This window comes from Pseudomonas frederiksbergensis (assembly GCF_017114915.1).
Taxonomy (GTDB): domain Bacteria; phylum Pseudomonadota; class Gammaproteobacteria; order Pseudomonadales; family Pseudomonadaceae; genus Aquipseudomonas; species Aquipseudomonas frederiksbergensis_I.
On record NZ_JAAUOE010000039.1, the window covers coordinates 25004 to 50353 of the forward strand.

The 25350-nt window shown below is 57.9% G+C and carries 17 protein-coding genes, 5 tRNA genes and 1 pseudogene; 6 read left to right on the forward strand and 17 right to left on the reverse strand.

Annotation, left to right across the window (positions count from 1 at the left end; translation table 11 throughout):
• Position 1: 1 nt before the first annotated feature.
• On the reverse strand, positions 2–1420 hold the full coding sequence (gene leuC, locus HCU66_RS22350) for a 3-isopropylmalate dehydratase large subunit (RefSeq protein ID WP_205890615.1): 1419 nt from the start codon (positions 1418–1420) through the stop codon (positions 2–4).
• 159 nt (positions 1421–1579) lie between these two features.
• On the opposite strand from leuC, the gene HCU66_RS22355 reads away from it, so the two are divergent.
• Entirely contained in the window at positions 1580–2470 is an 891-nt protein-coding gene (locus HCU66_RS22355; protein ID WP_019649335.1) for a LysR family transcriptional regulator, read from the forward strand.
• 81 nt (positions 2471–2551) lie between these two features.
• On the forward strand, positions 2552–5830 hold the full coding sequence (locus HCU66_RS22360) for a sensor domain-containing protein (protein WP_205890616.1): 3279 nt from the start codon (positions 2552–2554) through the stop codon (positions 5828–5830).
• A 216-nt stretch (positions 5831–6046) separates the two neighbouring features.
• Here HCU66_RS22360 and HCU66_RS22365 read toward each other — a convergent pair whose 3' ends face one another.
• The 11 genes from HCU66_RS22365 to uvrB form a co-directional block, all read right to left on the reverse strand.
• Entirely contained in the window at positions 6047–6493 is a 447-nt protein-coding gene (locus tag HCU66_RS22365; protein ID WP_205890617.1) for an Hsp20 family protein, read from the reverse strand.
• A gap of 131 nt (positions 6494–6624) precedes the next feature.
• Positions 6625–7584, reverse strand: coding sequence for a tRNA dihydrouridine synthase (locus HCU66_RS22370; RefSeq protein WP_205890618.1), 960 nt, complete (start codon positions 7582–7584; stop codon positions 6625–6627).
• Between the two features lie 80 nt (positions 7585–7664).
• A complete protein-coding gene (locus HCU66_RS22375) occupies positions 7665–8102 on the reverse strand; it encodes an acyl-CoA thioesterase (protein WP_205890619.1) in 438 nt (145 codons plus the stop codon).
• A gap of 48 nt (positions 8103–8150) precedes the next feature.
• Positions 8151–8984 (reverse strand): alpha/beta fold hydrolase, encoded by an 834-nt coding sequence (locus tag HCU66_RS22380; RefSeq protein WP_205890620.1) that lies wholly within the window; start codon positions 8982–8984, stop codon positions 8151–8153.
• A gap of 30 nt (positions 8985–9014) precedes the next feature.
• Entirely contained in the window at positions 9015–9554 is a 540-nt protein-coding gene (locus HCU66_RS22385; RefSeq protein ID WP_038980068.1) for a TetR/AcrR family transcriptional regulator, read from the reverse strand.
• Positions 9555–9735: 181 nt separating this feature from the next.
• Positions 9736–9811 (reverse strand) — tRNA-Glu (locus HCU66_RS22390).
• Between the two features lie 80 nt (positions 9812–9891).
• Positions 9892–9967, reverse strand: a tRNA-Ala gene (locus tag HCU66_RS22395).
• Positions 9968–10020: 53 nt separating this feature from the next.
• Positions 10021–10096 (reverse strand) — tRNA-Glu (locus HCU66_RS22400).
• A 79-nt stretch (positions 10097–10175) separates the two neighbouring features.
• Positions 10176–10251 (reverse strand) — tRNA-Ala (locus HCU66_RS22405).
• A 203-nt stretch (positions 10252–10454) separates the two neighbouring features.
• Complete coding sequence (gene gltX / locus HCU66_RS22410) at positions 10455–11936, reverse strand: glutamate--tRNA ligase (protein WP_018928106.1); 1482 nt, start codon at positions 11934–11936, stop codon at positions 10455–10457.
• Positions 11937–12065: 129 nt separating this feature from the next.
• Positions 12066–14081: an excinuclease ABC subunit UvrB gene (gene uvrB / locus HCU66_RS22415; protein ID WP_205890621.1), complete on the reverse strand. Its 2016-nt coding sequence runs from the start codon at positions 14079–14081 to the stop codon at positions 12066–12068.
• Between the two features lie 336 nt (positions 14082–14417).
• On the opposite strand from uvrB, the gene HCU66_RS22420 reads away from it, so the two are divergent.
• The 4 genes and pseudogenes from HCU66_RS22420 to HCU66_RS27400 all read left to right on the forward strand — a co-directional run.
• Complete coding sequence (locus tag HCU66_RS22420) at positions 14418–15614, forward strand: amino acid aminotransferase (protein ID WP_205890622.1); 1197 nt, start codon at positions 14418–14420, stop codon at positions 15612–15614.
• Positions 15615–15754: 140 nt separating this feature from the next.
• Positions 15755–15955, forward strand: a complete 201-nt coding sequence (locus HCU66_RS22425; RefSeq protein ID WP_030132391.1) for a hypothetical protein — start codon at positions 15755–15757, stop codon at positions 15953–15955.
• Between the two features lie 97 nt (positions 15956–16052).
• A tRNA-Asn gene (locus HCU66_RS22430) sits at positions 16053–16128 on the forward strand.
• 1056 nt (positions 16129–17184) lie between these two features.
• Positions 17185–17955: pseudogene (locus HCU66_RS27400) on the forward strand (DUF3987 domain-containing protein); the annotation flags it as partial.
• A 225-nt stretch (positions 17956–18180) separates the two neighbouring features.
• Here the strand turns inward: HCU66_RS27400 and HCU66_RS22440 are convergent.
• The 5 genes from HCU66_RS22440 to HCU66_RS22460 all read right to left on the reverse strand — a co-directional run bounded on the left by HCU66_RS22440 (position 18181) and on the right by HCU66_RS22460 (position 24796).
• Positions 18181–19008 carry a carbohydrate ABC transporter permease gene (locus tag HCU66_RS22440; RefSeq protein ID WP_205890623.1) on the reverse strand — a complete coding sequence of 276 codons (828 nt, stop codon included), beginning with the start codon at positions 19006–19008 and terminating at the stop codon, positions 18181–18183.
• Between the two features lie 11 nt (positions 19009–19019).
• Complete coding sequence (locus HCU66_RS22445) at positions 19020–20072, reverse strand: carbohydrate ABC transporter permease (RefSeq protein WP_420908071.1); 1053 nt, start codon at positions 20070–20072, stop codon at positions 19020–19022.
• Positions 20066–21340 (reverse strand): ABC transporter substrate-binding protein, encoded by a 1275-nt coding sequence (locus HCU66_RS22450; protein WP_241015625.1) that lies wholly within the window; start codon positions 21338–21340, stop codon positions 20066–20068. Before HCU66_RS22450 ends, HCU66_RS22445 begins: the two co-directional genes overlap by 7 nt.
• 103 nt (positions 21341–21443) lie before the next feature.
• A complete protein-coding gene (locus tag HCU66_RS22455; RefSeq protein ID WP_205890624.1) occupies positions 21444–22640 on the reverse strand; it encodes an ABC transporter ATP-binding protein in 1197 nt (398 codons plus the stop codon).
• A gap of 509 nt (positions 22641–23149) precedes the next feature.
• Entirely contained in the window at positions 23150–24796 is a 1647-nt protein-coding gene (locus tag HCU66_RS22460; RefSeq protein WP_205890625.1) for a glycoside hydrolase family 13 protein, read from the reverse strand.
• Between the last annotated feature and the right edge of the window lie 554 nt (positions 24797–25350).

Here is a 25350-nt window from a genome sequence, read left to right on the forward strand (position 1 = left end):
TTTAGATCAATTCACGGACGTCGACGAAACGACCGTTCACAGCCGCCGCGGCGGCCATGGCCGGGCTGACGAGGTGCGTACGGCCACCGGCGCCCTGACGGCCTTCGAAGTTACGGTTAGAGGTCGAGGCGCAATGCTCGCCCGACTCCAAACGGTCCGGGTTCATTGCCAGGCACATCGAGCAACCCGGCTCGCGCCATTCGAAACCGGCCTCAAGGAAAATCTTGTCCAGGCCTTCGGATTCGGCCTGCGCCTTCACCAGACCTGAACCCGGCACCACGATGGCCTGCTTGATGGTCGAAGCCACTTTGCGGCCCTTGGCGATCACGGCAGCGGCGCGCAGGTCTTCGATCCGCGAGTTGGTGCAGGAACCGATGAATACGCGGTCCAGTTGAATGTCGGTGATCGCCTGATTGGCGGTCAAACCCATGTATTTCAAGGCGCGCTCAATAGAATCGCGCTTGACCAGGTCCATTTCCTTGGCCGGATCCGGCACGTTCTGATCCACGGCCAAGACCATCTCGGGCGAGGTGCCCCAGCTGACTTGTGGCTTGATCTGAGCGGCGTCGAGCTCGACGATGGTGTCGAACTTGGCATCGGCGTCGGAAACCAGGTCCTTCCAGGCTTCGACGGCCAAGTCCCATTCCGCGCCTTTCGGAGCAAATGGACGGCCCTTGACGTAAGCCACGGTTTTTTCATCAGCGGCCACCAGGCCAACGCGAGCACCGGCTTCGATGGACATGTTGCAGATGGTCATGCGGCCTTCGACCGACAGATCACGAATCGCGCTACCGGCGAATTCGATGGCGTGGCCATTGCCGCCAGCAGTGCCGATCTTGCCGATCACGGCGAGGACGATGTCCTTGGCGGTCACGCCGAACGGCAATTTACCCTCGACCGACACCAGCATGTTCTTCATTTTTTTCGCGACCAGACACTGAGTAGCGAGCACGTGCTCGACCTCGGAAGTGCCAATACCGTGAGCCAGGGCACCGAAAGCGCCGTGGGTCGAGGTGTGGGAGTCGCCGCAGACCACGGTCATGCCCGGCAAGGTGGCGCCCTGCTCCGGGCCGATGACGTGGACGATGCCTTGGCGGACATCATTCATCTTGAATTCGACGATGCCGTACTCGTCACAGTTATCGTCGAGGGTCTGAACCTGCAAACGCGAGACCTGGTCGACAATCGCTTCGATGCCGCCCTTGCGCTCCGGGGTGGTCGGTACGTTGTGGTCCGGGGTCGCGATGTTGGCATCGATGCGCCAAGGCTTGCGCCCGGCCAGACGCAGGCCTTCGAAGGCTTGCGGCGAGGTCACTTCGTGGATGATGTGACGATCGATGTAGATCAGCGCAGAGCCATCGTCGCGCTGCTTGACCAAATGCGAATCCCAGAGCTTGTCGTAGAGCGTTTTGCCGGCCATCAGACGGTTTCCTCATCAGCTTGTTTCTATGCCCCGGATCTTGAAAGTTTCAATAACCCTTTGGCTTGTGAGGTCGATCCTAGGGGGTTACATTAAATAACTCAAATTCATATTTTTTATGCTTTGCATAACCAACTGGAATCCGATCGAGACATCATCATGGACCTCGCCAACCTCAACGCTTTTATCGCGATCGCCGAGACCGGAAGCTTCTCCGGCGCCGGCGAACGGCTGCACCTGACGCAACCGGCGATCAGCAAGCGCATCGCCGGGCTGGAGCAACAATTGAAGGTGCGGCTGTTCGATCGACTGGGCCGGGAAGTCGGCCTGACCGAAGCCGGTCGCGCTCTGCTGCCACGGGCTTATCAGATCCTCAATGTACTGGATGACACCCGCCGCGCCCTGACCAACCTGACCGGCGAAGTCACCGGCCGTCTGACCTTGGCCACCAGCCATCACATCGGCCTGCACCGCTTGCCGCCCTTATTAAGGGAGTTCACCCGACGCTACCCGCAGGTGGCGCTGGATATTCAGTTCCTCGATTCGGAAGTGGCTTACGAGGAAATCCTCCATGGCCGCGCCGAATTGGCGGTCATCACCCTTGCACCGGAGCCACACACACTGGTCAAGGCCACGCCCGTGTGGGATGACCCACTGGATTTCGTGGCCGCCCCGGAACATCCGCTGATCAGCAACGGCGCAGTCAGCCTGGCGGATATTGCTCTGCACCCGGCGGTTTTCCCCGGCGGCAACACCTTTACCCACCACATCGTGCAGCGCCTGTTCGAGGCACAAGGCCTGACGCCGAACATCGCCATGAGCACGAACTATCTGGAAACCATAAAAATGATGGTCTCGATCGGCCTGGCCTGGAGCGTGCTGCCGCGCACCATGCTGGACGATCAAGTGGCGCGCATACCTTTGCCGGGCATACAACTCACTCGCCAGCTAGGCTATATCCTGCACACCGAACGGACGCTGTCGAATGCGGCAAAGGCCTTCATGGCTCTGCTGGATGCACAAATCGATCAGCCAGGGACTCGCGGCTAAGCTGTGCTACTTCTATTGTTCTAGTCCTGGATCCCAAAAACCCTGTGCCTAACGCCCAATTCAGCCCAAGGCCTGTTATCCATGCCCAAATCTGTTGAACGTACGCCGCCGATGCCGCGAATTCAGGCCATTGACCCAAAACGGTCCGAGCAGAGCTGGGAAAGTGCTCCACAGTTGCTGGCGGCCCTCAACGGTGCCCGGCTGGGCGCCTGGTATTGGGACATCGAGCGCGGGAAAATCAGCTGGTCCCGGGGCACTCAGGCGTTGTTTGGCTTCGATCCCCGGCAACCGTTGCCCGAGGATCTGGAATACCTCGACCTGCTGCCCCAGGAGGATCGGGCAAAAGCCGTTCGCGCCTTCCATGCGGTGATTGCCGGCGCCCCGCTGGAACAAGCCATGCGCCACCGGATCCGCTGGCCCGACGGCAGCCTGCACTGGCTGGAAATCAGCGGCAGCCTGCTGCCGGACAAAAATGGCCGGCCGCGAATGATCGGGGTCATTCGTGAAATCACCCATCAGCGTCAGCGCGAGCAGGCGCTGAGCAGTTCGGAAAAACGCTTCGCCACGCTGTTTCACCTGTGCCCGAACATGGTGCTGCTGACCCGTCAGGAAGATGGCCTGATCAGCGAAGCCAACCAGTATTTCGAAAGCCTGTTCGGCTGGCCGGTTCAGGACGCTATCGGCCGAACCACGCTGGAACTGGGCCTTTGGGTCAACCCGGAACAACGGGCAGAACTGGTCAAGGCCACCAAGGCCAAAGGAGAGCTGATCAACATGGAGGTGCAATTTCGCGCCAGCAACGGGCAAGTTCACGACGGCATTCTCAGCGCGCAAAAGGTCGAGCTCGAAGGTCAGCCTTATCTGCTGAGCACGTTCCTTGACACCACCGAACGCAAAATCGCCGAGCACGCCCTCAAAGACAGCCAGGAACGCCTCGACCTGGCCCTGGATTCGGCGCAACTCGGCACCTGGGACTGGCACATCCCCAGCGGCATGCTTTACGGCTCGGCACGGGCCGCCCAGTTGCATGGGCTGGAACCCAAACCCTTCCATGAGTCCTTCGATGCATTTTTTGAAGGTGTGCCCGACGAAGAACGCGACACCATGCGCGACGCCTACCGCAGCTTGCGCGAAGGCCCGGCCGGCAATTATCAGGTGACGTACCGCGTGCAGCTGCCGGATGGCACTTCGCGCTATCTGGAAAGCCGCGCCAGACTCTACCGCGATGACAGCGGCAACCCGCTGCGCATGGCCGGCACATTGCTGGACATCACCGATCAAGTGGAGCGCGAACAGCAACTGATAGCGTCGGAAGAGAAATTCGCCACCTTGTTCCAGGTCAGCCCGGACCCGATCTGCGTCACGCGCCAGGACACCGGCCATTTCATCGAGATCAACTCCAGCTTCACGCAGACGTTCGGCTGGAGCACTGCCGACGTGATTGGCCGCAGCGCCGACGAAATCGGCCTGTGGGACGCTTCGGCGAAAAGCCTGCAAAGGATCGAGCGGGTTATCCGCGAACAGGGCCTGAACAATGTGGCGATCATCGTTCAGCACAAGGACGGGCAGTCCCTGACCTGCGTGATTTCCAGCCGCCAGATCAGCGTCGGCGACCAGCCGTGCATCGTCACCACCCTGCGCGACATCACCCAGCAGCAACGCTCGGAAGCGGCGCTCAAGGCCAGCGAGGAGAAGTTCGCCAAGGCTTTCCACTCAAGCCCCGACGCCATCACCATCACCGAGCGCGACACCGGACGCTACCTGGAGGTTAACGACGGCTTCTGTCGCCTGACCGGCTACCGTGCCGATGAGGTGGTCGGCCGCACGGTGTATCAGGTCGGCATCTGGGCCGAAGAGAAACAACGCTCGGCGTTGTTGGCGGAGCTGCAGATCAAGGGCCGGGTTCACCACCTGGAAATGCTCGGGCGCAACAAACGCGGCGAACTGCTGACCGTGGAAGTCTCGGTGGAACCGATCACCCTCAACGAAACCGCCTGCCTGCTACTCACCGCCCGGGACGTCAGCCTGCTGAAAAATGCCGAAGCGCAGATCCGTCACCTGGCCTATCACGATCCGCTGACCAACCTGCCGAACCGCGCGCTATTGATGGATCGCCTGAGCCAGCAGATCGCCTTGCTCAAGCGCCACAACCTGCGCGGCGCCTTGATGTTCCTCGACCTCGACCATTTCAAGCACATCAACGACTCCCTCGGCCACCCGGTGGGCGATACGGTGCTGAAGATCATCACCGCGCGCCTCGAAGCCAGCGTGCGCATGGAAGACACCGTTGCGCGCCTGGGCGGCGATGAATTCGTGGTGCTGCTCAGTGGCCTGGAAGGCTCGCGCAGTGACGTCAGCGCCCAAGTCCGGGAACTGGCGGACACCTTGCGCGAACTGCTGTCCGAACCGATGTTCCTCGATGGACAGCGCCTGCAAGTGACGCCGAGCATCGGTATCGCGCTGATCCCCGACCACGGTTCAACCCCGACCGACCTGCTAAAACGCGCCGATATCGCCCTCTATCGAGCCAAGGACTCAGGCCGCAACACCACGCAGATGTACCACAACACCATGCAGAAGGCCGCCAGCGAACGCCTGCGCATGGAAACCGACCTGCGGCTGGCCCTGTCCCGAGGTGAATTCAGCGTGCAGTACCAACCCCAGGTGGACGCCCGCGACAACCGCATTACCGGCGCCGAAGCCCTGGTGCGCTGGTTCCATCCGCAATTTGGCGCGCAATCGCCCACCGAGTTCATCAAGGTGCTGGAAGACAGCGGATTGATTCTGGAAGTCGGCACATGGATCCTCGACGAAGCCTGCCAGGCCTTCAAACAACTGATCGCCAACGGCCGGATCGACCCGCTCGATTTCAGCCTGTGCGTGAATATCAGCCCGCGACAATTCCGCCAGAACGATTTCGTCGAACGCATTGAAAACAGCCTCAGCAGCCACGGCCTGCCCTGCTCGTTGCTGAAACTGGAAATCACTGAAGGCATCGTCATCCAGAATCTGGACGACACCATCAACAAAATGCGTCGCCTGAAAAAACTCGGCGTGAGCTTTGCCATGGACGATTTCGGTACCGGTTATTCCTCGCTGACCTACCTCAAGCGCCTGCCGGTCGACACCCTGAAAATCGACCAGTCGTTCATCCGCGACGCCACCACCGACCCCAACGATGCCGAAATCATTCGCGCCATCGTCGCCATGGCCCGCAGCCTGGAGCTGGAAGTGATCGCCGAAGGCGTGGAAACCCTGGAGCAGCTGGAGTTCCTGCAGGGGTTGGGCTGCCATTTGTATCAGGGGTATTTGCACAGCCGGCCGTTGCCGGTGGAGGAGTTTCAGAAACTCCTTAAATAAGCCGCCTTGCGTTCGGCTGTAGCAGCTGTCGAGCTTGCGAGGCTGCGTTCGGCTGCGCAGCAGTCGTAAAACCTGCTTGTATGGTCTGCCTGAAGTACCGCGCCGCCCGGATTCACGACTGCTGCGCAGCCGAACGCAGCCTCGCAGGCTCGGCAGCTGCTACAAACGAGCACAAAAAAAGGCGCCATTGGATGGCGCCCTTTTCGTTGCTCTGACTTAGTGCTGCAGAGCCGGTTTTTCCGCCCCATTGATCGGGATGCGTTTGGCTTTCGCTTCTTCCGGGATCACACGCAGCAGGTCGATACTCAACAAACCGTTGCGCAGTTCGGCGGCCTTGATTTCGATGTGGTCCGCCAGACGGAACGACAGTTTGAAGGCGCGCTGTGCGATGCCCTGGTACAGGTAAGTGACGTTTTCGTCCGCGTCACGTTTGCCGCCACTGATGGTCAACACACCTTTTTCCACTTGCAGGTCCAGGTCTTCTTCCTGGAAACCGGCGGCCGCCACGACAATGCGGTATTGGTCATCACCGTATTTTTCAACGTTGTAGGGTGGATAGGTGCTGCCTGGCTCATTGCGCAGGGCGGTTTCGAACAGGTCGTTGAAACGGTCGAAACCCACCGAGGAACGGAACAGTGGGGCCAAGGAAAATGCAGTACTCATGATTCAAATCTCCTGAACATAATCAGCAAGTTTTTTTGTCTCCGCGACCCGAATTCGGCATCGCGTAATCCTTAGATAAGGACCGTTGATTGCTTTTCAAGAGATTATTTTCAGATTTTTTTCAAGCAGATTCAGGCGGCTTCAGACACCTGCAACCCCAGTAAACGCGAGACCTGATCCAGCTCGGTTTCACGACGCAGGACGGTAAACAGCTCAACCGCTTCAGGATAATTGCGTGTCAGCATTGCCAGCCACTGCTTCAAGCGACCCGGCGATTGGCGCGGCGTCATCTGGGCCTTGGCTTGCAGCCAGAAGTCCTGAATCAGCGGCAGCAGCTCGGCCCAAGTCATCTCGACGACCTCCTCACCAGCGCGGGCGGCGGCGATTTGCCGGGCCAGGTCCGGACGCGACACCAGGCCGCGACCGAGCATGATGTCTTCGACGCCGCTGATTTCGCGGCAACGGCGCCAGTCCTCGACACTCCAGATGTCACCGTTGGCAAACACCGGCACCTTGACCACGTCCTGCACTCGCGGAATCCATTCCCAGTGGGCAGGAGGCTTATAACCGTCAGTTTTGGTCCGCGCGTGAACCACGATGTGCGCCGCGCCGCCTTCGGCCAGGGCTGTGGCACAAACCAGCGAGCCATCGGGGCTGTCGAAGCCCAGGCGCATTTTGGCGGTCACGGGAATGTGCGCGGGGACGGCGCGACGGACGTGTTCGACGATTTGGTTGAGCAGTTCAGGTTCTTTGAGCAACACCGCGCCGCCACGGGACTTGTTGACGGTCTTGGCCGGGCAGCCGAAGTTCAGGTCGATGACTTCGGAGCCCAACTCGCAGGCCAGTGCGGCGTTTTCCGCCAGGCACACCGGATCGGAGCCGAGCAACTGCACCCGCAGCGGCACGCCGGACGCTGTCCTGGCCCCGGTCAGCAGTTCCGGGCCGAACTTGTGGTAATAGGCAGGCGTGAGCAACTGATCGTTGATCCGAATGAACTCAGTCACGCACCAATCGATACCGCCTACACGAGTCAGCACGTCCCGCAGGATGTTGTCGACCAACCCCTCCATGGGCGCCAAAGCAATTTGCATGAAAAACACACTCAACGAAAAACGTGCGGCAGTTTACTGGGATTCGTTAACGAAAAGGTAACCCCCCTACAGGGACCGTGTCAGTTCGTCACTTGCAGTGCAGGGCCGTAGCCTTCGATGAATTCCGCCGGCATGCGCTTGGGCTTGCCAGTGGACAGCTCGATGCACACAAACGTGGTCTGCGCCCGCAGTAACGTTGAGTTGTCACTGGGGCGCTTGAGCTGGAAGTGGCGGGTCATTTTCAGGCGCTGATCCCAATCGACGATCCAGGTCGCCAACTGCAACTCATCGCCCTCATAGGCTGCTGCCAGGTAATCGATCTCGTGCCGTACCACCGCCATCGCCCGGTCCAGCCGCCGGTACTCGACCAGGTCCAGGCCCAGCCGTTGCGAATGGCGCCAGGCACAGCGCTCGAGCCAGGTCACGTACACCGCGTTGTTCGCGTGGCCCAGCCCGTCGATGTCCTCGGCGCCCACTTCCAGATCAATGATAAACGGCGTTGCCCGATCCCAGCCCATACCCCACTCCTGGTCAGATTATTTCGACCGGGGCAGTGTAACGGAAGCTCAGGCCGATTGGCGCGATTGCAGGCTGCGACCGGCCAGCAGCGAAAGAACGCCATCGATCACCCGCGGATCGGCGAGCACCCGCTGATGACCGCCCTCTTCCAGGCGCAAAAGTCGGCTGTCGAACCAGGCTTCGTGGATCAACTGGGATTCCTTGACTGGAACAAAGTTGTCGTCCTCGGCATGGACGATCAGCCCCGGCATGTCGAGCTGATAGCGCGCAACATCCAGCGCAGCGGCGCGCATACCGACGTCTTTCTCCACCTGGCGAATAAACGCCGAACGCGCTTTGGGCGGCAGGCGCACATATCGGGCAAAACCGCGCAGTACCCCGAGAATTCGCGCCGGGGCGGCGATCGAGACCAGGGTTTCGGTGCGCAAGCCCAACTGAACCGCGAGCATGGCGCTGGCGCCGCCCATGGAGTGACCGATCACCGCTTGCAGCGGTGGCAATTCAGCGGCCGCTTCGAGCATGGCCCGGGCAAACAGCACCACATTGGCCTCGCGGCCAGGCGAACGACCGTGAGCCGGGCCGTCCAGGGCAACCACGGTGTAACCGGCATCGACGAGCGCCGTGATCAGCGCGGCGAACTGCGTCGGCCGGCCTTCCCAGCCGTGCATCAACAACACCGCCGGGCCTTGGCCCCAACGCAGTGCCGAGAGACCGAAGCGCAAGGTGATCCGCTCGGACTTCGCCAGCAGCGGCAATTCCCAATCACGCGGCAGCAATTGCCGCGGGGTCATGAATGCCAGGCGCATCTTGCTCGCCATCAGCTTCGGCGCGAACCAGCCCAAGGTGCCATTAACGCCACGAACCCAGCTCAACGTGTTCATCGCCCATCTCCTCAGGCTGACGCCTTTAGGTCATAGCACCGCCGATTTGGCGGCGCGCAGCAAACGATCAGACAACTCTCCTGGCCCCAGCGCCCGCGCCAGAGCCAAACCACCGACCATCAAGGCGATGTCGGCCAAGACCTTGTCGGTGTCTTCCGGGCTGGCCGCCAACTGCGCGACCATCAACTCAACATGCTCATTCAACGCCACACGAAATTCGTCAGGCAGACGGCCCAGCTCGCCGACCGACGCCGGAATCGGACACGCATGCTCGGTGGAATCACGGTGTTTACGCGACAGATAGAACGCCGCGACCAGCGCGCGACGCTCTTCGCCGGTCAACTCAGCGTCCATGTCGGCGATCAAGCCACGACGATGGCTGAGCAGCTGCTTGAACGCTTCCAGCATCAATGCGTCCTTGCTTTCGAAGTGCGCGTAGAAGCCACCGACCGTCAGGCCAGCCGCGCCCATCACTTCGCCCACGCTCGGCTCGGCCGGGCCGCGCTGGATCAGCGCTGCACTGGCAGCCTTGAGGATGCGTTCGCGGGTTTGAGCTTTTTTATCGTTCATCGTTGCCTCCGAATATTACGACTAGAATATTATTCTCATAATAATTTTTCGCAAGTCGTGGATGTGACCGCTGGTCTGAAGAACAGTTTGAGGGAAAAGGAGAGTTGGCCAAACGCCAGACAAACAAAAGGGCCATTCAATAATTGAATGACCCTTAAAAATCCCGCAAAGCGGGTAATCGTGGCGTCCCCTAGGGGACTCGAACCCCTGTTACCGCCGTGAAAGGGCGGTGTCCTAGGCCACTAGACGAAGGGGACACAAACCCTTCTATACAACTGATCAGTGCTGAGAGCTGATCGATTCAAGGCCGGTGTGGCCAGACCTTGAACTGTAAAATTGGTGGAGCTAGACGGGATCGAACCGTCGACCTCTTGCATGCCATGCAAGCGCTCTCCCAGCTGAGCTATAGCCCCGGATTTTTCGCCTCGCGGCGGAGCGACATCTTGCAACATCGCTTCTGTAAAACTGGCGTCCCCTAGGGGACTCGAACCCCTGTTACCGCCGTGAAAGGGCGGTGTCCTAGGCCACTAGACGAAGGGGACGCAAACCCTTCTATACAACTGATCAACGCTGAGTGTTGATCGCTTCAAGGCCGGTGTGGCCAGACCTTGAAGTGTAAATTGGTGGAGCTAGACGGGATCGAACCGTCGACCTCTTGCATGCCATGCAAGCGCTCTCCCAGCTGAGCTATAGCCCCTCATCGTTGATGTCATCGCTGAGGACGGGGCGAATCTTAAGGGCGTATCGAAAGGCTGTCAAACTTATTTTTCAAAAAAATTAAAATTTTTTGTCGGCATAACAATCACTTACCGCCCTCCCCCCGTAAATTCGGGGGGAAAGCGCCGAAGATCAGGATCAAAAGATCACAGCCTTCGGCAGCTCCTGCAGAGTCAAACGCAGTCAGGCAATCGCGCCCAGAAGCTTTTCCCACTCCTTGTTTTCTTTCTTCGACACGCCGCCCAGCAGGTCGATGGCCTGGCGCAGACGGAAACGGGTCAGGTCAGGGCCGAGGATTTCCATTGCATCGAGCACCGATACCGAACTGGCTTGTCCGGTGATCGCGGCAAACATCAGCGGCATGGCGTCACGCAGCTTCAACTCCAGGGATTCGACCACCGCCTGAATCGTTGCGGTGATGCTGTCCTTCTCCCACTGACGCAGGCTTTCCAGCTTCCACAGGATCAACTGCATCAACTGACGAACCTGATCGCCCGAGAGTTTCTTGGATTCGAACAGCTTGGCGTCCGGGTTCACGCCACCGGCGAAGAAGAAGCCGGCCAGCGGGGCGACCTGGCTGAAGGTTTCAACCCGGCCCTGCACATGCGGGGCGATTTTCATCATGTATTCAGGGTTCAGTGCCCACTTCTGCACGCGAGCGGCGAACTCTTCCACCGGCAGGTCACGCAGCCACTGGCCGTTGAGCCACGACAGCTTCTCGATGTCGAAAATCGGCCCGCCAAGCGAGACGCGGCTCAGGTCGAAGTTGTCGACCATTTCCTGCAGGGAGAACTTCTCGCGCTCATCCGGCATCGACCAGCCCATGCGACCCAGGTAGTTGAGCATCGCTTCGGGCATGAAGCCCATGCGCTCGTAGAACGTCACCGAAGTCGGGTTCTTGCGCTTGGACAGCTTGCTCTTGTCCGGGTTACGCAGCAGTGGCATGTAGCACAGCTGCGGCTGTTCCCAGCCGAAGTATTCATACAACAGGATCAGTTTCGGCGCCGAGGGCAGCCACTCTTCACCACGCAAGACGTGGGTGATGCCCATCAAGTGGTCATCGACCACGTTGGCCAGGAAGTATGTCGGCAAGCCGTCGGTCTTCATCAGCACTTGCATGTCCATGCGATCCCACGGGATCTCGACGTCGCCACGCAGCATGTCCGGCACTACGCACACGCCTTCGGTCGGCACTTTCATGCGGATGACGTGCGGCTCGCCGGCGGCCAGGCGGCGCGCAACTTCTTCCTTGGACAGCAACAGCGCACGGCCGTCGTAGCGCGGGGTTTCGCCGCGGGCCATTTGCTCGGCGCGCATCTGATCCAGTTCTTCGGCGGTGCAGAAGCACGGGAAGGCATGGCCCATGTCGACCAGTTGCTGGCAGTACTTCTGATAGATATCGCCGCGCTCGCTCTGACGGTAAGGACCGTGCGGGCCGCCGACATCCGGGCCTTCACTCCAGTCGATCCCCAACCAGCGCAGGGCGTCGAAAATCTGCTGTTCGGACTCGCGGGTCGAACGCAATTGGTCGGTATCTTCGATCCGCAGGATGAACTCACCGCCATGCTGCTTGGCAAAGCAGTAGTTGAACAAAGCGATGTAAGCGGTACCTACGTGGGGGTCCCCGGTAGGCGATGGCGCGATGCGAGTGCGGACGGTGGTCATGGCATGTCTCAAAAAGAATGAAAAGCGAAGATCAAACAAGGGGCGAATGGTAACAGGCGATAGCCGCCCGGCTCCAGTGAGTGCGGGATTTAAGCGCTGCAGCCTTCGGCAGCTTCTACAGAGGGAGCATCAAACTACGATCAACCGCTCCCGCAGCTTGCTGATTTCGTCACGCAGCTGTGCCGCGGCTTCGAATTCCAGGTCGCGGGCGAGCTGGTACATCTTCTCTTCCAGCTGACGAATGCGTTTGCTGATTTCGCTCGGCGAGCGCAGTTCGGCCTCATATTTGGCACTTTCCTCGGCGGCCTTGGCCATGCCTTTGCGCTTCTTGCTGCGCGAACCCGGCACGGTGGCGCCTTCCATGATGTCGGCAACATCCTTGAACACCCCCTTGGGCGTGATGCCGTTGGCCAGGTTGAAGGCGATCTGCTTGTCACGACGACGCTCGGTTTCACCGATGGCTCGCTCCATGGAGCCAGTGATGCGATCCGCGTACAGAATCGCCTTGCCATTGAGGTTGCGCGCCGCCCGGCCGATGGTCTGGATCAGCGAGCGCTCGGAGCGCAGGAAGCCTTCTTTGTCGGCATCAAGAATCGCCACCAGCGAGACTTCCGGCATGTCCAGACCTTCACGCAGCAGGTTGATCCCCACCAGCACATCAAAGGTGCCAAGACGCAAATCACGGATGATTTCGACCCGCTCCACGGTGTCGATGTCCGAGTGCAGATAACGCACGCGCACGCCGTGGTCGGCCAGGTAATCGGTCAAATCTTCGGACATGCGCTTGGTCAGCGTGGTGACCAGCACCCGCTCTTCCAGGGCCACGCGCTTGGTGATTTCCGAGAGCAAGTCATCGACCTGAGTCAACGCCGGACGTATTTCGATTTCCGGGTCCACCAGGCCAGTCGGGCGCACCAGTTGCTCGATCACTCGACCGGCGTGCTCGGCTTCGTAATTGCCCGGTGTGGCCGAGACGAAAATCGTCTGCGGGCTGATGCTTTCCCATTCATCGAACCGCATCGGTCGGTTATCCAGCGCCGATGGCAGACGGAAGCCGTATTCCACCAACGTTTCCTTACGGGACCGGTCGCCCTTATACATGGCGCCGACCTGCGGCACGCTGACGTGGGATTCGTCGATCACCAGCAAGGCGTCCGGCGGCAAATAATCGTAAAGCGTCGGTGGCGGCGCACCGGCCGGGCGACCCGACAGATAGCGCGAGTAGTTTTCGATGCCGTTGCAGTAGCCCAGCTCGAGAATCATCTCCAGGTCGAAACGGGTGCGCTGCTCCAGCCGCTGAGCTTCCACCAATTTGTTGTTGGAGCGCAGGTATTCCAGGCGTTCCTGCAACTCGACCTTGATGCCCTCGACGGCGTCGAGCAGGGTTTCGCGCGGCGTCACGTAGTGGCTCTTCGGATAGAAGGTGAAGCGCGGCAATTTGCGGATGACCTCACCGGTCAGCGGATCGAAGGCGGACAGACTCTCCACTTCGTCATCGAACAGCTCGATGCGTATCGCTTCAAAATCGGATTCCGCCGGGTGGATATCAATCACATCGCCACGCACCCGGAAGGTTGCGCGGGCGAAGTCCATGTCATTGCGGGTGTATTGCAGGTCGGCCAGGCGCCGCAACAGCGCACGCTGGTCGAGCTTGTCGCCGCGATCCACGTGCAACACCATCTTCAAATAGGTTTCCGGGCTGCCCAGACCGTAAATGCACGACACCGTGGTGACGATGATCGCGTCCTTGCGCTCCAGCAATGCCTTGGTCGCGGACAAGCGCATCTGCTCGATGTGGTCGTTGATCGAGGCGTCCTTCTCGATGAAGGTGTCGGACGACGGCACGTAGGCTTCGGGCTGGTAGTAGTCGTAATAAGACACGAAGTATTCGACGGCGTTGTTCGGAAAGAACGTCTTGAACTCGCCATATAACTGCGCGGCCAGGGTCTTGTTGGGCGCCAGTACGAGGGTCGGGCGCTGCACCTGGGCGATGACGTTGGCGATGCTGAAGGTCTTGCCCGAACCGGTCACACCGAGCAACGTCTGGTGCGCCAGCCCGGCCTCGATGCCCTCGACCATCAGGCGGATGGCTTCCGGCTGATCGCCGGCGGGCTCGAAGCGGGTCACTAGCTGAAATTCAGACATACATACCTCTTGTTCACTCTTGCCCGGTGACACCAGACAGGAACGAGAAAGACCGCAAACGACCGATGTCGCCCGAGGAAAAAACTGGATTGTGCTCAATGTGGAGCCGATTGCCATCCCTTTCAAGGCAAACGTCCTACATCGGGTAAAACCTTTGACGACGCCACTCAACCAACGATCGAAAAATAATTGGAAAAACTTACCGTAAAAACCGAATCGCCTGTCGCCATCAATCGCTGATGGCCTCTATACTAGCTCCCCGTTTGTGCACCGCTCTAGTGCATTCGGCTGGAGCGCGACACGTCCCTCCACACTCCATTCAGAGCCGCCGTAATAATGAGCCTGTTCTCCGCTGTCGAAATGGCACCACGCGATCCAATCCTGGGCCTCAACGAAGCATTCAATGCCGATACCCGTACCAACAAGGTCAACCTGGGGGTCGGTGTTTACTGCGACGAGCAAGGACGAATTCCTCTCCTGCGCGCCGTTGTCGAAGCCGAGACGATTCGCGCCGCTCAACACGTTTCCCGTGGTTACTTGCCGATCGACGGCATCGCCGCCTACGACCAGGCCGTGCAGAAACTGCTGTTTGGCAATGATTCGCCACTGATCGCCGCTGGCCGGGTCATCACCACCCAGGCCGTCGGCGGTACCGGCGCTCTGAAAATCGGTGCCGACTTCCTCAAGCAACTGCTGCCGAACGCCGTCGTGGCGATCAGCGACCCGAGCTGGGAAAACCACCGCGCGCTGTTCGAAACCGCCGGTTTCCCGGTGCAGAACTATCGCTACTACGACGCCGCCACCCACGACGTTAACCGCGCCGGCCTGCTGGAAGACCTGAACGCCCTGCCGTCCGGCTCCATCGTTGTGCTGCACGCCTGCTGCCATAACCCGACCGGCGTGGACCTGAGCCCGGCGGACTGGAAAAATGTGCTGGACGTGGTGAAAGCCAAAGGTCACGTGCCGTTCCTCGACATGGCCTACCAGGGTTTTGGCGACGGTATCGATGAAGACGCTGCTGCCGTGCGTCTGTTCGCCGAATCGGACCTGACCTTCTTCGTCTCCAGCTCGTTCTCCAAATCCTTCTCGCTGTACGGCGAGCGCGTTGGCGCTCTGTCGATCGTCAGCGAATCGAAAGAAGAAGGCGCTCGCGTGCTGTCGCAAGTCAAACGCGTGATCCGCACCAACTACTCCAACCCGCCGACCCACGGCGCAAGCATCGTCGCCGCCGTGCTGAACAGCCCGGTACTGCGCGCCCAGTGGGAAGAGGAACTGGCCGAAATGCGCCTGCGGATTCGCGGCATGCGCACCCAGATGGTCGACCTGCTGGCAAAAAACGCTCCTCAGCGCGATTTCAGCTTCGTCGGTCGTCAGCGCGGCATGTTCTCCTACTCCGGCCTGACAGTTGAGCAAGTGACCCGCCTGCGCAGCGAGTTCGGCATCTATGCCTTGGACACCGGCCGCATCTGCGTGGCTGCGCTGAACCAGAGCAACATCGACGTCGTGACCAAGGCCATCGTTCAGGTGATCTGAGTCGTCGCGTGATATGAAAACGGGAAGCCAAAGTGGCTTCCCGTTTTTTATTGGCCTCAGATAAATCTCAAAGCAGCGGCTGCGCCCTTTAAACTCTCACAAAGTTTTGTGTACACCCGAGAATTCTTGCGAGAACCCACATGAAAAACGATGACCTACGCGCCGACCGCGACGAGCTGGACCACTTCGTGCCCCGCTCCTCGGCCAAACGCGGTAATAACCTGGTGCTGCAAGTGGCCGCGGGCGTATTCCTTGGCGGCCTGGCGTTGTGGCTGGTGCAGTTGGCGGCCACGATGCTGTACGCCAAGCTGATGCTCGCCACCATTACCTTCGGCGGTTAGGCCAATTCGCGCGTACAGCCCTGGTCACTGAATCGAAAATATCAATTTCCCAACAAAGGCTTGACTTCTCTTTTTGAATCAGTAACATACACGCCATTCCGCGATAGCTCAGTTGGTAGAGCAAGTGACTGTTAATCACTGGGTCCCTGGTTCGAGTCCAGGTCGTGGAGCCAGACAAGGTTCCAGAGAGGGCTTCCAAAATCTCTGAAACAACCGAAAAACCCGCCTTCTGGCGGGTTTTTGCGTTTTGGCGTTCCGTCGGATTCCGGTGGGTACCGGCGAAGCGCAGCTCGCTCGCCTAAAAGCAAAACGTGGCGCAACTGAGTAAGCGCTCGGTCCTCATATCTCAGTGATCCGCTTGTCCACGCGGGTCCATCCAAACAGGGCTGCAAAGCCACCCTGTTTGGATGGACCTCATTTAAAAAATCTAAAACCCACGCAACTGTCTGTGGAAAACCAATGATTTCCACCGGTGGATAATTTCATCCACAGCCGCAGAACTCCCGAAAGTTCGAGCCTTGACCCGCATTCTCCACAGGCGTAGAAAAGATCGGGCAAAGCGCTGTCGTTGACAGCAACCCAGGTAGCCAGAACCTTTAAGGCTACGCCACACCGTGGTGGTTCTCCCAAAGTGCGATTAGCGTCCGGCGGCTCGCACGGTCACAGCGATGTGATGGATGCCTACTTTTATCAGTGTGCCGACTGCGGCAACTCTTCCCCTTTCATAGCTGCTCTGCAGCAACCTATCCGCTTGGCCATTTCCTTGCGCCAACCTGCGCCCGTCTCTTTCTCCCGGAAAGAGACGGGCGCTAATTCCGCTGCTGCAGCCCAACCCGTACAAGGCTTTGCGGCATTTCCCCTCGTGACAATCGGCGTGACAAACACCGAAAAGTCACTCGCAACAGCGACGCAGATGATGGTGCCGAAGCCCAAGGAATGGACTGCACCTGACTGAGTCAGGCATGCCCTGGTCATCGCATCGCTGCCTTCACCAGACTCAGAATCTCGCGGCACCGGATTCGTCAACCGGTACAGCCTCCACCCGCCCGCATCCTCGGATGCGTCCAGGAGGCCAGTTTCATGGGAGTTGCCCGGGCTCTTGGTCGTAAAGAGCCGTCCGTTCCGCGTCAGTGAACACCCTCACAGGCCGCAGGGACCTTCATCCCTGATAACACTCAACATCCGTGGCGGGCGCGTGAGGGCATCAGTGGGAAAACAGGAGAAAGGTGATGCTGCAATCAAGCTGGAGCTTGCCGCCGCAACCCTTGCTGGAGGCCAACCCGACGCCATTAGATTATCCGGTGGCCGCCCTCGGTGATCTGCTGGGACCGGCCGTCGAGCGCATGGCCGAAGTGATGGGTGTGCCGCAGGCCATGGCCGCGCAATCGGTGCTGGCCACCTCGGCCTTGGCCACTCAGGGGCATGCCAATGTGCATTTGAATGGCCGGGTCTATCCGCTGTCACTGTACCTGCTCACTATTGCGGCTTCCGGTGATCGCAAGACGGCGGTGGATAAGCTGGCCTTGCAACCATCCCGCGAATGGGAACGCCTGCAATGGCAGGCCTACCACGAAAAACTCAGTCGCCATCCTGCCACGCTGGCGCAATCTCAGAAGCAGATGGCAACGATCGATTGCCACACCGACACGCCAATCCAGATAGAGCCTGCACTTAATGCTGCAGCCCTATTTGGCAGGTCGACTGCTCAAGGACCCGTTGCTCAACAGCCAAGGCATCTTCGCCCGTTGCCTGATCACCTGGCCACCGAGCTTGGCCGGACAGCGCTTTTATCAGCCGGTGGATCTCACCCAAGACATCAGTCTCAAACGCTACACCCAACGAATCACCGACCTGCTGCAACGTCCTTGGGCAATCGACAGCGATGGCGCGCTACACCCCAAAACCCTGCCCCTGAGGAGCCTGGTCCCGTACGACCCAGCGCCTCCAAGGCCGCGGACAACCTGCTACGGATTGCCGGCGTCCTTGCGGTACTGGAAGACCGCGACCTGATCGAGGTCAACCACATCCTATCTGCCAAACGGTCAGCAGCACGACGGATACACACACGAGGAAGGTCAGCAAAGTGGTAAGTCAAAGATCACGCTTCAAGAGAGCACCATGAGAACACTCTGACCCACAGGAGCAGAGAGAGACCCTGTGACAAAGCCCCCATTAAAGCCTCCTGTGTTCGTGTTCGAACGTCACACCGACTAAATCTAGAGGCCTCAGCCTTTCACTGCTCCTGCGGTTAACCCTGAAACAATGCGCCGCTGGAAGAACAAAACCAACAAAACAATGGGGATCGTCACAATGACCGAAGCGGCCATAATGTTGCCCCAAGGCAGTTCATGTGCGCTGCCACCGGTAATCAAAGCAATTGCTACAGGTACTGTGCGCTGCTCGTTGGTCAAGGTGAACGTCAAGGCAAAGAGAAACTCATTCCATGCTGCCACAAAGGCCAATAACCCTGTAGTCACTAAAACCGGCCACATCAGCGGCATCAATACACGGGTAATAATCGTCCAGGGCCCAGCACCGTCCATGATTGCCGCTTCCTCCAGCTCCTTGGGTAAACCTCGAATAAAAGTGGTCAGCACCCAGACAGTAAAAGGAAGTGTGAAAATCAAGTATGAAAGCGTCAGGCCAAGCATGTTGTTGTATAGGCCGAGCAAGCGGATCAGTTCGAACATGCCCGACAGAACAACGACCTGCGGAAACATGGAAACAGCCAGAATAGTCACGAGGATCGTGTTGCGCCCGCGGAAACGTATTCGCCCCAACGCATAGGAAGCGGTGACGCTCAGCAACAAAGACACCACAACCACAGAAAGCGAGACCAGCAGTGAGTTTAGGATGTTAGCCGCGAAGCGTTGCTCACGGAACACTGAAACATAGTTTCCCCAGTGCCAGAACTCAGGAAAGTAGTCGACATTAAATAGCTGCGACGACGGTTTAAGCGAGGAAATGATCGCGTAGTAAAACGGAAACACAGAAACGAAAACAATCATCGCCACCAGAAAGTAAAAGGCACAGGTCCCGAGTGCTTTTTTCATAACAAATCTCCTTAATGCTCATCGTCGAAGCGAACGCGCCCGGCCACGATATATAGAACGGTGCAGAAGGCCACAACCAGAAACAACAGCGTGGACGCGGCGGAACCGTAGCCGACCTCCTGGAAATCCAGGAGCTGCTGGCGTGCGTAAATCGACATCGACATGGTGTCTTTACTATTGGAGGTCAGTACATAAATGAGATCGAACACGCGCAAGGCATCCAGCACGCGAAAAAGCACCGCTACCATGATCGCGGGCCGAACCAGCGGCAATGTGACCCTGAAGAACACCCGCACCGGATGGATACCATCAACCTTTGCGGCTTCATAGCAATCGGAAGGCAGCATCTGCAGGCCGGCCAGAATGAGCAGCGCCATAAAGGGTGTAGTTTTCCAGACGTCCACCATCACCACGGCCATCATCGAGAGGTCTGGATCCGCCGTCCAGGCGAGCGGATGGTCGATGACGCCCAAGGCCATCAGCGCATGATTCAGGATCCCGAACTGATCGTTCAGCATCCAGCTCCACATTTTCGCTGAGACAATAGTGGGAATAGCCCAGGGGATCAGCACGGCCGCGCGCACCCACGCACGCCCTGGAAACTGTGCGTTCAACACCAGAGCGACGATCATACCCAGAACGACTTCCAGACTGACCGACACAACAGCAAAGCACGCAGTGTTCCAAACCGCGCGCCACCAATCGGGGTCCGTAAGCAGGCCCGACCAGTGCCCAGCGTCAACACTTAGATAATTGGAAAAACCAATAAACTGCGCGCCGCTCAAATCCACAAGGTTGGCATTGGTGAAACCAAACCAGATAGTGCGGGCGAGCGGCCAACCGGCAATAAGCGCCAGAATCACCNCATTGGTGAAACCAAACCAGATAGTGCGGGCGAGCGGCCAACCGGCAATAAGCGCCAGAATCACCAACATCGGGGCCAGAAACAACCACGCTGACCGCACACGGTCGCGGGTTAAAGCGCTACTACGGGACGCGGGATTCTCTCGCTTTTCGCTGGAGTGGATATCCGCGATTGGCGATTTCGCCGTGGTGGTTACCATTTCCCACCCCGGCTCATTCTGTTCAGTTTACTAGCCAACTCCTTCAAACTCGCCGCCGCGTCGGTACGACCGGAGAGAACGGAATAAATAGCATTGGAGAACTCGGCGCTAAACTGGTTGTATCGGACCCCGGTGATCGCAGATGGGCGAGCCGCAGCGCTGCTTAGTGTGTCGTAGAGCGGGTCTACCACCGGGCCAGCTGCCACCCGCACACTTTCATCCTTGTATAGGGCCGGGATTGTTGGGGCGTAGGAGCCAATGATGGCACGTCGTTTCTGCTCAGCCGCGCTGGTGAGGTACATCACCAGATCCGCCGCCAAGTCAGGCTCTTTGGAGTATTTGGAAACGGCTAGCTGCCACCCTCCAAGGATCGGCGAATGTCGCCCTTCTTCACCACCTTTTGGGAGTACCGCTACACCGACTTTCTCCTTGACTGGACTGTCGGCATTGTTGACCAACGCCAACGCGTAAGGCCAATTGCGCATGAACACCGCATCGCCGGACTGGAATACACCGCGGGCTTCTTCCTCGCCATAGTTCAGAACGCCTTGTGGGCTGATACTGCCCACCCACCCCTTGGCCAGGGTCAGAGCGGCTGTTGCCTCGGGGTTGTCTATCGTCACCTTGCCGGCGGCATCGACAATTGCACCACCGTTGTAGCTCGATACCCATTCCAGGGCATTGCACGTGAGCCCTTCGTAATTGCGGCCCTGCCAGACAAACCCCCACAACTTGTCATGACCGCTAGCACGCTCGGCATCCTGAATCTTCTTAGCCGTGGCGCTCAATTCGTCCCAGGTTTCCGGGACCTTAGCCTTGTATTTTTCCAGCAGATCTTTACGGTAATACAGCACCCCAGCATCGGCAAACCAGGGCATCGCAACCAACCGATTACCTACGGTGTTGTTTTTGATAATTGAGGCAAAATGCTCTTCAGTCCCACTACCGACCTTTTCCTTCAGATCGATCAGATGCTGCGCCAGTATGCCCGGCCAGACGACGTCGATCTGCAATACATCAATATCCGATGAACCAGCGCTTAATAACTGTTGATACAGCGCCAATCGGCCCGAGTCCGGCGAAGACACCACATTGACTTTGTTACCACTTTGCTGTGCCCAGGCCTCAGCGCCCTGAGTACACATCTCCAAGTCTTTGCCGTTCGCAATGCAAGAGATGGTAACAGTCGCTGCTGAGCAGATACCCGATTGCAGTAGCGATCCCAAGAGAATACCCAAGCCGAATCTGGTGCAGTTGCGCATGTTCATAGTGCCTCCAGCCTCGCAGACACAACGCACCTCAAGTGGGTAGCGTTACGCCGTGCTAAATCATTATTGTTGTGTTTTGGCTTTCGCCGAACGCATTCGTGTACTAATGGAGCGCACATTCGGGTAGTTGTCCGGTGCCAGATGACTTGTCGGGGACCGTCAGTGCATGTGTGTTCGCAGCGAGAGCAACCTCGACCGCGTCTACCCTCGGGTATGCTCTTTGATCAGCGGCAAATAGATGGCTACCGTGCTTCGGTATATTGAGTGTGAGCGTGTCACCTACTTGTACTGACGTCGCCACCGGCAAACGAGCCGTCAGCAGTCCATCACGGGTGCCCGGGATGTCAAGGTAGGCAAAGGTCTCGTCACCGAGATGTTCCAACACCTCCACCCTGCCGCTCAAACTCTGATCAAAGGTTGCCGAATGGGAAACTACCAAGTGCTCTGGACGAATGCCGAGGATCACCTCGTCGCCCGGCTTGGCGCCCCCCGCCTCCACAGCCACCGTCACATGACTTCCACCGGGCAGCACAACAGTTGCCTCATGAGGATTAATGCAAACAATCCTGCAATCGACGAAATTCATCCTGGGTGAACCAATGAATCCGGCAACAAACAGATTTTGCGGATGATTGTAAAGCTCCAACGGTGCTCCGATCTGTTCCACATTGCCCTTATTGATCACCACAATCTTATCCGCCAGGGTCATGGCTTCGACCTGATCATGGGTCACGTACACCATGGTTGCCTTGAGATCTTTGTGCAGCTTGGCGATTTCGATTCGCATTTGCACCCGTAAAGAGGCGTCCAGATTGGAAAGCGGTTCGTCGAACAGAAACACCTCTGGTTGTCTGACAATCGCCCTGCCAATGGCAACCCGCTGTCGCTGACCACCCGATAGTTGCTTGGGCTTACGATCGAGCAAATGGTCGAGTTGCAGAATGCCCGCTGCTCGCAGGACACTGTCTTTTATTTCCTTTCGGTCTTTGCCAGCCAGTTTCAACCCAAAGGCCATGTTGTCGTACACGCTCATGTGCGGGTACAACGCATATGACTGAAACACCATCGCAACACCACGCTTGGCCGGGGGCAAGGTGTTGGCCAGTACATCGCCGATCAGCAACTCGCCGTTGGTGATGTCCTCCAGACCCGCAATCATCCGCAATAATGTTGATTTCCCACACCCGGAAGGACCGACGAAGACACAGAACTCACCGTCTTCGATATTCAGATCCACACTCTTGATTATCTGGTGGGTATCGTAAGCCTTACCTACACTGCGTAACTGAACTCGTGCCATTTTTCCTCCAGGACATCCGCGCGAACGATTCGAGCGGCCTGCCTCGCGCCAAGCGCACAATTAATGGTTGAACGCTTGCTCGATTCGCGGGGAGCAGCTCGTAGAGCGTTTTATATGTCGTTGAGAGGAAACCCTCGAAGGGCTACGTGGATACTGGAGAACTTCGCGCTGGGTGCAGACGTCTTTGCATAGAGGAAAAGTAGACGCCCCCCCAAGAACCGATCTTTCGCGGTGAAAACCAAGAGCGACGAACGGATTCAATCCGCCTTTTATTTGATAGGCAAGGTAAGCGTGACTCCCGAATGACGGTTTTACGCTGACCTTCCGATGGCCAACTGTACTGATCATAGATGTCTCCCACTTTCTTTTTATTCTTGTTGCGCTCAAGCACTTGCAGCCTAGCCCAAAGCGCTTTGGATTGGCTATAGCAACGGCGCCCAGACACGACTAACGAACACCGATAAATACCGGCCGACACTCCCTGCTCTGTCGAGCAGGGAGTTGATCACTCATCTCAGCCATGCCGCAGCATTGGCGGGTAAAACATAGGGTTGAGTGACCGGTTCGCTGGAGATCAGAAGCTCACCGTCAGGAAGTGCAGTGGCCATATCTGTCAGATTGATCACAATGCGGATCGGGCCATTGTCAAACAACAGCACCCCTTGGGCCGAAGGCAGCCAGGTCAGAGAGCCGCTACCCAACCCATACTCACGGCGCAGCTGCAGCAACTGGCGATAGAGCTCCAGCGTTGATTGCGGGTTGCCTTGTTGTACATCTGCACTGTATTGGGCGAATGACTCTGGTTGAGGCAACCAGGACTCCCCTGCTGTGCTGAATCCATAAGAAGCTTCACCTGAAACCCAGGGGATCGGCACACGACAACCATCGCGCCCTACTTCCTCCCCATTGGTGCGGAAAAAGCGAGGGTCCTGCCGGTGAGCTGCGTCCAGGGTTGTATGCTCAGGCAAACCCAGCTCTTCCCCCTGATAGATGTAAGCCGATCCCGGCAATGCATGCGTCAGAAGCGCCGCAGCACGAGCACGACGCAACCCCAACGCCTCATCAGGCTGCTCTCTGGACGCATCAATACCTCTCGGGCGGGTACCCGGGTTGCTCAGCCCGTATCGTGATGTATGCCTCACGGTATCGTGGTTTGACATGACCCAAGTCGTCGGCGCCCCAACTTCAGCGGCGGCAGCCATAGAGGTATCGATGACCTCTCTCAATGCCATGGCATCCCAGCGTGTCAGCAGATAATCAAAGTTGAAGGCTTGGTGCATTTCATCGCTGCGCACATAACGCGCCAGCCGAGATTGCGGCTGGACCCAGGCTTCGGCGACCAGCATGCGATCACCGGCGAACTCTTTCAGCACCTTGTTCCAGCTACGATAAATATCATGTACGCCTTCCTGGTCCCACATCGGCCCAACGTTCATAGCGCTTTCTTCTGAGTCTTTGCTCTCCCAATCGGGCAGCCCGGGTACTTTTACCAACGAATGTGCCACATCGACACGGAATCCATCGACCCCTCGCTTCAACCAAAAACGCAAGATGTCTTCAAACTCCGCCCGCACTTCGGGGCATTCCCAATTGAGATCCGGTTGGCTACTATCAAACAGATGCAAATACCATTGTGTTTCTCCGGGAATGCGAGACCATGCATCACCGCCGAAAACGCTTTGCCATTTGTTCGGTGGAAACTCCCCGTTCTCACCTTTACCATCACGGAAGATGTAGCGATTACGCTCCGCACTTCCCACTGGGGTCTTCAGAGCTGACTGAAACCAACTGTGGGCGCTAGACGTATGGTTGGGCACCAAGTCGATGATGACCTTGATCCCTTTTTCGTGGGCCTGCTCCAACATCCGGTCGAAATCATCCAGCCTGCCAAATAGCGGATCGACATCGCAGTAATCCGCCACATCGTAGCCAGCATCCATCTGGGGAGAGCGATAAAAGGGAGAGAGCCATATAGCATCTACCCCTAATGAAGAAAGATAGGGAATTTTCGATGAGATTCCGACCAAGTCACCTATACCGTCGCCATTCGCGTCGGCAAAAGAGCGAGGATATATCTGATAAATAACAGCGCTGCGCCACCACTCCGCACCGACACGGTATTCGGTCATGGGCTCTTCTTTAATATGGATAGACATACTTGCTTCCTTTACCTGCGTCTCGTGTTTAAAGTCAATGAATACGATTTTATTAGCGCACGCTGTGCATCCGATACAGCCCCAAAACACTTACCAGTGCAAAACAGTCGTCAAAACAAATAGCGAACTACTCCACGGCCCGACAAAAAACAATTAACCCACGACCAGCACAATCGCCTACCGATGCGCATCAGCTATATTGTTACGTGAGTCGCAAGGTGGAAAACATCCCTTAGTTACTTGAGCATCACGGTACTGTTTAACGAGTACTGCTTTCAGTATTTCAGGTAAAGCACCAGTGAACGTTTATTTTATAAGCCATGAAGTTTTATCTCGTGAGCGCCAGCGCACTTCTATCTTTTTTACCGAGGACCTTATTCAGGACACATCTGAGCTACCACCACTCCAGTTCCCCCCCCGCCGACGAGCCACTTAGGGAGTTACCAAAGATGCCACTCGTCAGGGCAATACTGGCCTTGGTCAGGTTTGATCTTCCGCTTGAGACTCAAGTGAGCCCAAGAGAAAAGATCGCAGCCTTCGGCAGCTCCTACGGG

Bases quoted from the DNA above. Each gene is read 5' to 3' on its own strand.
- HCU66_RS22420 (WP_205890622.1), top strand. From the start codon at position 14,418: ATGAGCCTGTTCTCCGCTGTCGAAATGGCACCACGCGATCCAATCCTG.
- HCU66_RS22375 (WP_205890619.1), bottom strand. From the start codon at position 8,102: ATGGGCTGGGATCGGGCAACGCCGTTTATCATTGATCTGGAAGTGGGC.
- leuC (WP_205890615.1), bottom strand. From the start codon at position 1,420: ATGGCCGGCAAAACGCTCTACGACAAGCTCTGGGATTCGCATTTGGTC.
- HCU66_RS22365 (WP_205890617.1), bottom strand. From the start codon at position 6,493: ATGAGTACTGCATTTTCCTTGGCCCCACTGTTCCGTTCCTCGGTGGGT.
- HCU66_RS22440 (WP_205890623.1), bottom strand. From the start codon at position 19,008: ATGAAAAAAGCACTCGGGACCTGTGCCTTTTACTTTCTGGTGGCGATG.
- HCU66_RS22450 (WP_241015625.1), bottom strand. From the start codon at position 21,340: ATGAACATGCGCAACTGCACCAGATTCGGCTTGGGTATTCTCTTGGGA.
- HCU66_RS22455 (WP_205890624.1), bottom strand. From the start codon at position 22,640: ATGGCACGAGTTCAGTTACGCAGTGTAGGTAAGGCTTACGATACCCAC.
- HCU66_RS22425 (WP_030132391.1), top strand. From the start codon at position 15,755: ATGAAAAACGATGACCTACGCGCCGACCGCGACGAGCTGGACCACTTC.
- HCU66_RS22360 (WP_205890616.1), top strand. From the start codon at position 2,552: ATGCCCAAATCTGTTGAACGTACGCCGCCGATGCCGCGAATTCAGGCC.
- HCU66_RS22380 (WP_205890620.1), bottom strand. From the start codon at position 8,984: ATGAACACGTTGAGCTGGGTTCGTGGCGTTAATGGCACCTTGGGCTGG.
- HCU66_RS22370 (WP_205890618.1), bottom strand. From the start codon at position 7,584: ATGCAAATTGCTTTGGCGCCCATGGAGGGGTTGGTCGACAACATCCTG.
- HCU66_RS22355 (WP_019649335.1), top strand. From the start codon at position 1,580: ATGGACCTCGCCAACCTCAACGCTTTTATCGCGATCGCCGAGACCGGA.
- HCU66_RS22460 (WP_205890625.1), bottom strand. From the start codon at position 24,796: ATGTCTATCCATATTAAAGAAGAGCCCATGACCGAATACCGTGTCGGT.
- HCU66_RS22385 (WP_038980068.1), bottom strand. From the start codon at position 9,554: ATGAACGATAAAAAAGCTCAAACCCGCGAACGCATCCTCAAGGCTGCC.
- uvrB (WP_205890621.1), bottom strand. From the start codon at position 14,081: ATGTCTGAATTTCAGCTAGTGACCCGCTTCGAGCCCGCCGGCGATCAG.
- gltX (WP_018928106.1), bottom strand. From the start codon at position 11,936: ATGACCACCGTCCGCACTCGCATCGCGCCATCGCCTACCGGGGACCCC.